The following is an 11,331-nucleotide window of genomic DNA, read 5'->3' on the forward strand; positions in this document are numbered from 1 at the left end:
TCTCAGCAAATATAAATCCTAAGGCATATGCAGATCAAATGTGTATGATAAAATACTAATAAAGACAATAATCATCGCATGGACCAGCGTACACAAAGCATTATTTCTATATTTGAACAGATAAGCAGCATCCCGCGATGTTCCAAACATGAGGAGCGGATAGCTAACTGGCTCAAGGAATGGGCTCTGTCCCATGGGCTTAGCTTCAAGTTCGACAGTGTTAACAATGTACTGATAACTGTTCCCCACGCTCCGGGTTATGAGAAATCTCCCACGGTAGTCATTCAGGGTCACATGGACATGGTATGTGAAAAGGTAGAATCATCCAGTCATGATTTCAGCCGAGATCCCATAAAAATGGTCTATGATGGTGACTGGCTGAGGGCAGATGGCACGACCTTAGGTGCTGATAACGGCATTGCTCTGGCCATGGCACTTGAACTTGCCCAAGACAGAACAATTGCCCACCCTCTTCTGGAATTGCTCTTTACTGTAGATGAAGAAACCTCAATGCAGGGTGTCAATGCCCTGACTCCAGATTTCATTTCAGGGAAGGTTTTCCTTAATCTTGATTCTGAAGAAGAAGGTGTATTCATTGTAGGATGTGCAGGCGGTGCCACTACCCGCATTGAAATGGGTGTGGACCGTGTTCCTATTCCAGAGTCTTATAATATCTGCAAACTAATTGCCGAGGGCATGGCTGGAGGTCACTCTGGTGTGGATATCCATGAAAAAAGGGCCAATGCTAATAAGGTGCTTGCTGCAGCTATTGATAAACTGATGGATCTTAATATACTGCTAATATCTGCCGATGGAGGTAAAGCCCATAATGCTATTCCCAGATATTCACAGGCGGTTCTGGCTTATCCTGCAGACAACTTGGAAGAAATGGGATTAATTATTGCGCAGCTGCAAAGTGAGTTACGCTTAGAGTATGCTGACAGAGAACCAGGTTTGACCCTGAGGATTGAACAGGAAAAATTTGATGCTGAGATACGAGCGATTTCTCCCGGCACTGCAGTGAAGCTTGTTGGGTTGCTGCTTTCTCTGCCACATGGTGTTGTTTCCATGTCAGCTGATCTGCCAGGCCTTGTTGAGACATCTAGCAATCTTGCTACTATAAAATCATCACAGGATAGTGTTACTATTGTTATTAGCCAGAGAAGTTCCGATATGGGTAAACTTGCACATCTTATAGACAAAATAAATACGATGGCCAGGTCAGCAGGGGGAACGGTGCATAACAGTGAAGGTTATCCTTCCTGGAAGCCGGATATGGATTCTCTCCTGCTGCAGCAGTGTAAGGAAGCATATTCTTCAGTTTGCTGTGAAAATCCCCGAATAGAGACAATACATGCCGGTCTTGAATGTGCTATAATCGGTTCCAAGTTCGCGGGTCTGGATATGATCTCATTCGGACCTACCATAAAGAACCCGCATTCACCGGATGAGCGGCTGTACATTCCTTCAGTATCGCGGACATGGGAATTCCTGGTAGCGCTGCTTGCTTCATTCAGGTGATATTTTATACTTGCTAAAGGCAAATAGATAATGAGGAAAAAAGAGGGCAGGGCATGAGGCAATTTCCAAGGCCTATAGTGGTAGTGAGCAGATGTCTGGAATTTGATAAGGTGCGATATGACGGGCAGGTGATACATTCGCGGATCGTCAGGGACCTGGAACCGTTCGTTGACTACATAAAAGTCTGCCCGGAAGTGGAGATTGGGCTAGGTGTACCGCGTGAGACTATTCGAATAGTGCGTAAGGATGGGTCTTACAGGCTCGTTCAGCCAGCTACGGGTGAAGATCTCACAGACAGGATGAACTCTTTTACCGAGGGTTTCATAGAGGATCTGCGGGAAGTAGATGGTTTTATATTCAAATCTAAATCTCCTACCATTGGCCTGCGTAACATCAAGGTATACGCAGGTGTGGAGAACGCACCAGTAGTGGAGAGGGGTACTGGTTTCTTTGCAGGAAAACTGCTGGCAAAGTATCCGGGCTATCCTCTGGAAGAAGAGGACAGGTTACGCAATACAAGGATAAGACAGCATTTCTTAACTCACCTTTATACGTTTGCAGATATGCGAAATCTTAGGAAGTCCGCAAGCCTGGAGAATGTGCAGGATTTTCTGAATAGGAATGAATTCCTTTTCCTGGCCTACAATAAGGATTTGCAAAAGAAGATGTTCGGATTGGTGCAGGATGGCACGAAGCCCATTGACAATATACTGGAAGAGCTGGCGTCCCTGCTGAAACAGTTGATGGTAAGACCACCGGTCCACCAAGCGAACATAGAAGCTGCAAGGGCAATGTTACAGTCGATAGCTGCTGATTTGTCTGAAACGGAACATCAGTTTTTTGAGGCCATGCTTGGCCGTTACGAGCAGAACAAGATATGTTTCAGTACAGTCTTGGAATTGCTTAAACTGTATTTCCTCATATCTGGAAAAGACCCTGCATATCATACTTTGCTATTGCCTTATCCCGAAGATTTAATACTTGAAGTCGATGAAGATAGGGATAAGGATTTCTGGAAACAGGGATGATCAAATGGATAAATTACAGGAACTTGCGGATCTGTGTATTGATTGTAAAAAATGCTGGGATGTATGCCCTGTGAATATGGTTACAGAAGGCAACATATATACTCCTCAGGGGAAGATCCAATCATTGTCAAAGATACTTGCAGGGGAAGAGCTGAGTCAGGATGAGTTCAATAACATCTATCTTTCCACAAGGTGTGGGGCATGTGATGATGTATGCCCTGTGGATATTCCCATTACACAGATTATCCAATATGAACGCAAGCTTTTGGCTGAGCAGGGCAAGGAACCTGCAAAGACAACTCTGATCTCAAAGAACATTCTGGAGAAGAACAGTCCGGGAGGGAAGGACCCTGCTCTGAGATTTTCCTGGGTGACACCAGACCTTGATATTGCTGAAAAGTCGGATGTGGCTTACATGGCAGGATGCTGGGTAGCCTACAGCCATCCTGAAATTGCACAGTCCACCATCAGGTTACTCAACAAGGCTGGCATAAAGCCAATGATACTGAAAGAGGAGAAATGCTGCGGCATTTTCCTCATCGACAGCGGCCATCTGGATGAGATCGCAGCACATGGCGAGAAGTATATGGAATACATCGAGTCCCTGGGCGTAAAAAAGCTGCTGGTCTCCTGTCCGGGATGTTATCATAGCATCAGGGATTCGTATGCCGAATTTTGCAGAGCTCCGAAGTTTGAGGTGGAGCTTACCATGAACGTGTTCAAGGAACTTCTGAACGAAGGTAAATTGAAGCCTCAAAAGCTGAACCGGACTGTGGCTATCAGGGATGCCTGCCCTATACGCCATCTTTCAGGTGTGCCCAGGGACATCCTCAAGACTATTGGTGTAGATGTTATCGAGCTATTCGATGGCAAGACACGATGCTGCGGTGGTCCTGGCGGTCTTAAACCCAACTTCCCTCAGATTTCAGGAGATATCGCAATGATGGCTGTCAACAGGTACAAGGAGGTCTCAGACACCCTTGTTTCATATTGCCCATTCTGCATGCACCACACCGAAGGCGTCTGCAAGGAGCGGAACGAAGAACTGAACATGAAGGACATTTCAGTGCTGCTGGCTGAGAGTGTGCTGGGGAAGTGAAAGCAATTGCCTTACAAATTTATTATGAAAACTATTAGTTGAAGAACATATTTCATTAAGTTTAAATAAGTATCTGTATTATTTCATTTAGAATTCTATGCATACTCTTTTGTTGTCACAGAGTTTAAAAAGTCGAAATCTTAAGATCTAAAAATTAATTGCGATAAATCAGATTTGTTGGGTGGATTACCAGTGAAAAAACAAATGATCATCATTTTAGATCCAAATGAATTTAAATCAAAAAAAGGAGACTTTTTTGAGGATATCGTTAGTCGTATTTTTGAAACGCAACGATATCACCTTAAAAAAAGAGTAAATTTCACTGGTATGGAAATTGATTTGATTGCAAGTCATAAAGATAAAACAGAACTTGCCTATATAGAATGTAAGGCAAAAGATAGGCTTGATTCCAGTGAAATAAAAGTGTTTGCTTTCAATGTAAAACACCATGAAGCAAATTGTGGATATTTCTTGTCAACTTCAGATTATGAACATCAAGTTGCTGGTTTAATCGATGAAATGAAAAATAGTGGGAAATATCCAAACTTATATTTCTGGGGCCCTAGTAAGCTTTTTGAATTACTCGAAAGTTCCAGTGAAATAAAACCTATAAATTATAGTCATGGATTTTATATTGTTACAAAACATACATTAGCTTGGACATATTTTGGCATATTTCATATATTAATTCTAATGGAAAATACTTTTCCCGTTTATTTCTGTGTCATTGATGCTAGAAATGGTAGCTATATTAATAATACTGAAATAGTTAATCAGTTGAAAGAAAACATTCCAGAAATCAACGATTTAGAAGTTATCTCTTTTTCAGAAGAAACATGTCATAAAGATCAGTCTACAAAAGAAAAACCAGTAGATGATATCGAAAATATAATTGAAGTTCAGGAAAGTGAAAATTGGTACGATTATCTGCCTGCGTCATCTAAGCATTTCATTGGTAGGAAAAGTATTACAGATGAATTATTAGATTTTATTCAGAAAGTTGGTTCAAAAAAGACATCAAGAAGAATTTTCTATATCGATGGAAAATCAGGGTGGGGTAAAAGTTCTTTAATAAACTATCTTCGTGGTTGGAACAACATCAAAAGAGATGTTAATCCATTTTATGTATTTGCTGTTGATGTTAGGAGTGCCTCATCTAGCAATTTTGTTGGTTTATCTTTTAAAAAACTAGCTCATAATGCAATAAGAGATAATTTTTTGCGAAACACTTTATTTTATTTAAAATTAGATCTTATTTCCGGCTTTGATGTTTTAGGTTCAGAATCTGCACATAGTTTATTAGACGAGTTAGAAAGACAAAATAAAATTTTAGTTTTAATTTTTGATCAATTTGAAGATGTATTTAGAAAACCATCTTTATATAAAGCTTTTCATAAGTTTTTACATGACGTAGATGGGGCAAAATCCAATCTCATTTTAGGATTCTCGTGGAAATCAGAAATAAATGTACCAATAGAACATGAAGCATATTATTTATGGCAACAGGATAAAGACTTTGCAGTACGTTTTTCTGTTAAAGAGTTTGATCAATTGGAAATAAAAGAAGTAATTAAACAACTAGAAAGTTCAATAGGACATTCAATTGACTCAACATTGAAAAGTAGGCTAATAGAAAGTTCACAAGGCTATCCTTGGTTAATAAAAAAATTATGTATCCATGTATATCAACAAATTAAATCTGGAAAAACTATTGAGAGCTTAATAGAGCAGGATTTGAATTGTAAAGCTCTCTTTGACGATGATTTAGAAGGTTTATCACCAAAAGAGACTTCTTCTCTAAAGTACATAGCAGTTCGTTCTTTTGAAGGAAATCTTTTTGAGACAACTGAAGTGGATGATATAATAGAGGAGAAGACGTTGACTGAATTAGTTAATAAGCGTTTAGTAATAAAATTAGGTACAAAATACAATGTTTATTGGGATATTTTTAGAGATTATCTAGTTACTGATAAAGTTCCACCTATAGGGGAAAGCTACATTCTTCGACAATATGTAAATGTATGTGTGGAAGTATATAAATTATTTTCATGTAAAGACAGATTTACCTTAGACGAACTTGTGGAGCTGTCCCCTAGCAATTTAGGATTGCGGACGATGGATAATATTTTACGTGAGCTTCGGATGATAGGTTTGGTAAGGAAAATCGATGACTCTTTCGAAAAAAGTAAATCTGATATCCCTCCAACAGATGAAGGTTTCAAGGTATTTATGCATGATAAATTTAGCAGATATACTCCTTATCAAAAGCTAAAACAGATAAATTCTGAATTTATTACTTTTTCTGATATTATTTTAGTTTTAAAAGACACATTTAAAGCCACTTCTTTTGAAGAAAAAACATGGGAAGTTTATGCAAAGAACCTTGTTAATTGGTTTTATTTTGCAGATTTAGATATTATGGAGAGATTTATAGATTATAACAAAATCCGAACATCTAGAAATAGTCCAAATAAAGATTTTATGCCCAATAAAAGACCAAAAAATGACATGAAAGTTTTTTCGGAGTTGAACGTGGAGACACAGATTGACGATTTTAAAAAATTACAAAATCCACTTTATGATTTGAAATGTTTAGGATTAATTAAATATCGAAATGGAACTGTAAATCTAACTGAAACAGGAAAGATAATCAAATCTAAATACGGAACACCAGAATTTGAAAAACTAATTGCAATCGAGGCCATGAAAACGACAAAAATATGTCAAGCTGCTAATTACCTATTCCATCACTCTGAATGCACAAGATATGAATTTGAAGATGGAATATCCGACATTCTCAACAATATTAAATCAGACGAGTACAAAATTCGTTCAAGAGATATACTTTACTCTTGGGCCAAGTTTATTAATGCTAATTTGGAGAAGGTTTCATAAATTTATTTGGCATAAGTTTTTGTTACATCCACCATCGAGCAAGTTATAAACTTAATGTACCTGTCAAGATTATGTACTACTATTTTTAATTGGCTTAGTTACTAATTACAGCCATTTTCTGACCCGATTCTCCTTTTTCTACTCCGTTCTCTTCTCTAACCTCTTCCATCCTCTCTTTCTCAAACAACCTTTCAGCACAGCATTTCACATCACAATAACTCTATCCATATCGTCTGGATCAAGTTCCCTGTGCGCCATTCCCTTATCCCAGAACACTTCAACTCTACCTTAAATACACCTTTACCTCCTTCTATTCCTCTTCTCATATCAACAACACCCTTAAATATCCCCTTCGCTTTAATTGTTGTCACAACAACTGTTGCTATGACAACAAACTAAAAAGAAAGAGGTTCTTAAATGGATGAAGTAAAGCAAACTAATGATGCCATACCCGGTACAGCGCTCATTGATTCGAATGCTATCTCAGACTTTCTTAAAAAGACGAAGCTTCAGGATGTTATCAACTGGGGTCGCAAGAATTCATTGTGGTTTACGGTAAATGCAATGGGTTGCTGTGGTGTTGAGATAATTGCTGTAGGTATGGCTCATTTTGATACAGACCGTTTTGGAATTCTCCCGCGTAACTCTCCAAGACATGCTGACGTGCTTATCATCAGCGGGTACGTGGCAAAGAAGTACCTTCCGGCTCTGATAAGGATATGGGAACAGATGCCTGCGCCTAAGTGGGTAATGTCCCTTGGAGACTGTGCCATAAGCGGTGGCCCTTTCTACGAATCCTACAGCACTGTTCAGAACATGGATGAGATATTCCCGGTGGATGTGTATATTCCGGGTTGCCCGCCAAGACCTGAAGCTATTATCCAGGGTTTTGTTGAGCTTCAGAAAAAGATCGAAGCAAAGAAGGATAAAGGTACTGAATACAGGTGAATCAACGGGTGATGTTCCTGGATCTCTTTACATGCCTGCAAATAGAGCTCTGCAGAAAACATACACATTATGTTTTAACCACAGAGTTCACGGAGAACACAGAGAAAAAAATAGTTATCCATCTCCGTGAACTCTGTGTGCTCTGTGGTTGTGTCTGTCCACGTTGAGGTTGAAACATGAAGATTTCTACATAAACACAAATAGCTTATTATATTGGATCCTCTGCTGCTTCCTCTTTTTCCCTTGCTGTTGCTGATTCGTGAACAACATCCTTAAATACTGGGTTGCCAGTTGTTGCCGTGACAACAATAATCTGCACAACTACATGATACAAAGGAGCAGCGCATGAAAGACCTACCACTGGGAGCATTCATTTCAATGATTTATCGCAGTCATTTCGTGAGGATAAACCATCGCATGAAAGAACTTGGACTATCTGCAGGCCAGTTCTTCGTACTCATGGTGCTCTCTGAAGAGCAGGGGATCACACAGGATTACCTTGCAGGCATATTTCTCATTGATAAGGGAAGCATCGCCCGGGCAGTCAATGTCCTTGAGCAAAAAGGGATCGTCAGACGCATCACGGATGAGAGCAACCGCAGAGCTGTCCGGCTTTACCTGACAGAGGCCGGTGAAAAGCTCATTCCTGAAGTGGTAAAGATAGACAAGGAATGGGAAGAAGCTGCTTTTTCAGGACTCTTGCAAGAGGAGAGAAAGCAGGCAATGACACTCCTTCGCAGGATCTCAGAGAACAGTTACGAAGCTGCTTACGAAAACGGTGATAAGAAATGGAAAGTATTTCCAGGAAAGGACCTGCAATAAATGGTCAGCAAAATTCAAAGAAACAATATGAGACATAAAAGCTCATAGTCATCCTCAGTGCATCCATGCTAACGATCATGGGTGCGGCTGGGTTGCACCGGCATTGCCCGAGATGCTCGAATACTTCGCTGACGTTCTCAACGCAGGTCTTTTGGTATCAATGGTAGTCACACTTCCGGCACTTGGTATCATTATCAGTTCCCCTTTCATAGATATTCTTGCTGACAAATACAGCAAGAATAAGATACTTATGATATCTCTTGCGATTTTTGCAATTGTAGGGGCTACAGGAGCTTTTCTCAACACACTTTACACTATACTTGCCTTCAGGGTATTGCTTGGGATCGGAATTGCAGGAATGAGTATCTGTGCAACTGCACTGCTCGCAGATAACTATTCCGGTGCAGAGCTCAAGAAAAAGATTGGCCTGCAATCAGCTTCAATGGGATTTGGAGCCGTGGTGCTTGAAGTAACAAGTGGGGTCCTTGCCGACATAAGCCGGCATGCACCTTATTACATATATCTCATCGCGCTGATTATAATTCCCGCGGCCATGTTGTCCATCAGCGAATAAAAGAACAAGAATTCTAAGAATATTGAACTTAAAAAAGAAAGTGCTGGAAATCTGATGAAACAAAAGCCTGTGTCTCTCAGGAGTATTGCTCTCATCTACATAGCCACATTCACACTCATGGTGCTCTTTTTCTCAGTTCCGACAAAGCTTCCTTTCGTGCTGAGCGAAAAAGGCATATCTTCGACACTCATGATCGGAGCGTTAATCTCTATCCCTGGATTTTTCGCAACCATCGGAGGGCTTGGAAACATGAGGATATCAAGATCCCTCTCAGAGATGAAGACAAATCTCTTCTTCTTTATCATGTTAGGAGCAGGTATTTTCATACTATCCATAGCTACCGACCTTACAACACTTATATCCGGACTAATAATAACAGGCATTGGCTTTGGAGTTATCAACGCCACAAACCTTAGCTGGCTGGGAAGGATAGCACCTGAGAAATCACGCGGAAAGATATTCTCAGGATTCACTACAGTGCTCTTCCTCGGACAACTTATGAGTCCTATTATCATCCAGCCAATACTGAATAATGGTACACTGTATGATGCGTATGCATTCCTTGGAATTGCGGGAATTATATTGGGGTTGGTTTTTGGAGTAGTAAGTATAATGGGTGTAATAGAACAAACATCAATAGTTATTGAACACCCTAATACTATCGAATCCGGAAAGTAAAGTTAAATGAAATCCCAATATGGCTCATAAGAGTCGGAAATTTACGATGAATGCTTTTTTCATTTTTTCTTTTTAGTTTTCCTTTGTTTCTAGTCTTATTCTTTCTATTTTCTCTTGATCGAACAACCCTTCCACAGCATCGCACATTGCAATAATCCTTTCCATATCAGACACCTCTGGCTCACCATGGTAATATTCATCAAGGGAGCAGATGTCGAAGATCTTGTCTAGGGATCTGATCTCGTCGTTGAGTTCCACAGGTACGACAATGAGCTTTTCAACGCTGTCCATGAGGCAGTTGTAATTGTGGTTAAAGGGTTCTACATCATACAGGTAGCACAAAGCAACAAGATAGCGTTCAAGTGCAAGGGAAGCTACGTTGAACACATCGCTATGGGCCATTCCCTTATCGCGGAAAAGTTTGGCTCTGCGAAGGTATGCCTTTGAGTCCATGTATTCCTTCTCGAACTCATCGTATCTTGACTTCTTTTCCATGAATTCTATTCTCATCTGGAAACCTCCGCTGGTTGGTCATTTTGGTTTATGTTTTGATACACTTTAATATATCTTCTGCTTATGCTATCGATTTTGTAGCTTCATTATTCTCTTTTTCATCTACACGGAATATTAATTCCTATTCATATTATTTAAAACAATCTTTAGTTGTATGTACTTTAAGTTTATTTCAGAAAGTGCAAATGTTGATAATTAGAAAATCATTCAGAAGATCATAAAAAAAGATATTTTTCTCAACAAAATAATGCACTGGTCCATATGAGGACCGGTGCAACGGCATGCTTGCATCATTTAGCAAGGAACTTTGACATCCAAGTGGATACCGTAGTAAGCATACTGGGGAATGGTTACTGTAGCGCTGCTACCAGAGAACGTACCCTTATATGTGGTAAACTTACCTGGGGAAGGATTATTTTCAGCTGGTACATCTGTATATCCCTGCATCTTGAGGTTTTCTTCCACATCAGCGAAAGCTGCACCGTTGTTAAGGTCGATAGTAATGGTCACATTTCCATTTGTATCAGGTGCCGAGAATGTGGCAGTTCCTACCTTTATGGTTTGGCCAGCATAGATGTCAACGGTCTTTGCTGCACCATCATAAGGTGTATATGTTGCCCAGTTTCCCTTCTCTATGTATCTGGAACCTGCAACCCAGGCAGTCTCGTCGGTATAGCAGATATTGTTATTGTCGATATTATCTCTCTGGTTTATGAAGTTCAGTCCCCTGACTATACGTGCTTCTCTGGGATATCTTATCAATTGTACTTCGTAGAAGCCAGTTGTCGGATACAGCTGTGTCCAGCCAGTCCTTGACTCTTCATACACGCGATAGGTTCCGTACGTACTCTTTGGGAATGGGGTCAGAGTTTTGTCAGCTTCACTGAAATGGTAATATCCATTTGCATCTGTAGTTGTCTCAGTCAGGTAAACAAACTTACCATTCACTAATTTGTACAGATAGATTGTCCAGCCTTCCACAGGCTGTGTCTCATCACCTACTTTTTCATACTTATATCCGCTTATTTCACAGGCACTGGCCACAGAAATTAGACCCAATACTGCTACTGTCAGCAGCATTGCTTTCATTAATTTGGAATATGTCATTTTTCACCCTCCGTTTTTAGATCTTCTCCCTCGTCCAGGATCTATCATCCTCTCTAGCCTTACTTGTTTACAGGCAATTGGGTAAGATCTACACTCCAAAATCGATTTGTCACGTATTTATACATTATGAATATATTAAATATGTT

9 protein-coding genes and 1 pseudogene are annotated in these 11,331 nt (G+C 40.0%); 7 read left to right on the forward strand and 3 right to left on the reverse strand.

Annotated elements, in window-relative coordinates:
* Window positions 1-78: 78 nt before the first annotated feature.
* The 5 genes from ACC612_RS00070 to fpoB all read left to right on the forward strand — a co-directional run bounded on the left by ACC612_RS00070 (window position 79) and on the right by fpoB (window position 7,491).
* Window positions 79-1,521, forward strand: coding sequence for an aminoacyl-histidine dipeptidase (locus tag ACC612_RS00070; RefSeq protein ID WP_371852421.1), 1,443 nt, complete (start codon window positions 79-81; stop codon window positions 1,519-1,521).
* 53 nt (window positions 1,522-1,574) lie between these two features.
* Window positions 1,575-2,549 (forward strand): YbgA family protein, encoded by a 975-nt coding sequence (locus ACC612_RS00075; RefSeq protein ID WP_371852422.1) that lies wholly within the window; start codon window positions 1,575-1,577, stop codon window positions 2,547-2,549.
* A gap of 4 nt (window positions 2,550-2,553) precedes the next feature.
* Window positions 2,554-3,648, forward strand: coding sequence for a (Fe-S)-binding protein (locus ACC612_RS00080; RefSeq protein WP_371852423.1), 1,095 nt, complete (start codon window positions 2,554-2,556; stop codon window positions 3,646-3,648).
* Window positions 3,649-3,840: 192 nt separating this feature from the next.
* Window positions 3,841-6,543, forward strand: coding sequence for a restriction endonuclease (locus tag ACC612_RS00085; RefSeq protein WP_371852424.1), 2,703 nt, complete (start codon window positions 3,841-3,843; stop codon window positions 6,541-6,543).
* A 417-nt stretch (window positions 6,544-6,960) separates the two neighbouring features.
* A complete protein-coding gene (fpoB, locus tag ACC612_RS00090; protein WP_371852425.1) occupies window positions 6,961-7,491 on the forward strand; it encodes a F(420)H(2) dehydrogenase subunit B in 531 nt (176 codons plus the stop codon).
* Between the two features lie 208 nt (window positions 7,492-7,699).
* Here the strand turns inward: fpoB and ACC612_RS00095 are convergent, their stop codons facing one another.
* Window positions 7,700-7,861, reverse strand: coding sequence for a hypothetical protein (locus ACC612_RS00095; protein WP_371852426.1), 162 nt, complete (start codon window positions 7,859-7,861; stop codon window positions 7,700-7,702).
* On the opposite strand from ACC612_RS00095, the gene ACC612_RS00100 reads away from it, so the two are divergent.
* On the forward strand, window positions 7,837-8,313 hold the full coding sequence (locus ACC612_RS00100; protein WP_371852427.1) for a MarR family winged helix-turn-helix transcriptional regulator: 477 nt from the start codon (window positions 7,837-7,839) through the stop codon (window positions 8,311-8,313). The genes ACC612_RS00095 and ACC612_RS00100 overlap by 25 nt on opposite strands.
* Before the next feature lie 103 nt (window positions 8,314-8,416).
* Window positions 8,417-9,565: pseudogene (locus ACC612_RS00105) on the forward strand (MFS transporter).
* Between the two features lie 72 nt (window positions 9,566-9,637).
* Here ACC612_RS00105 and ACC612_RS00110 read toward each other — a convergent pair.
* Together ACC612_RS00110 and ACC612_RS00115 are read right to left on the reverse strand one after the other, a co-directional pair.
* A complete protein-coding gene (locus ACC612_RS00110) occupies window positions 9,638-10,075 on the reverse strand; it encodes a hypothetical protein (RefSeq protein WP_371852428.1) in 438 nt (145 codons plus the stop codon).
* Between the two features lie 297 nt (window positions 10,076-10,372).
* The gene (locus ACC612_RS00115) at window positions 10,373-11,185 is read right to left on the reverse strand and encodes a hypothetical protein (RefSeq protein ID WP_371852429.1); all 813 of its coding nucleotides are present in this window, start codon (window positions 11,183-11,185) and stop codon (window positions 10,373-10,375) included.
* Between the last annotated feature and the right edge of the window lie 146 nt (window positions 11,186-11,331).

It is taken from the genome of Methanomethylovorans sp. (assembly GCF_041447285.1).
In the GTDB taxonomy this organism is placed as follows: Archaea; Halobacteriota; Methanosarcinia; order Methanosarcinales; family Methanosarcinaceae; genus Methanomethylovorans.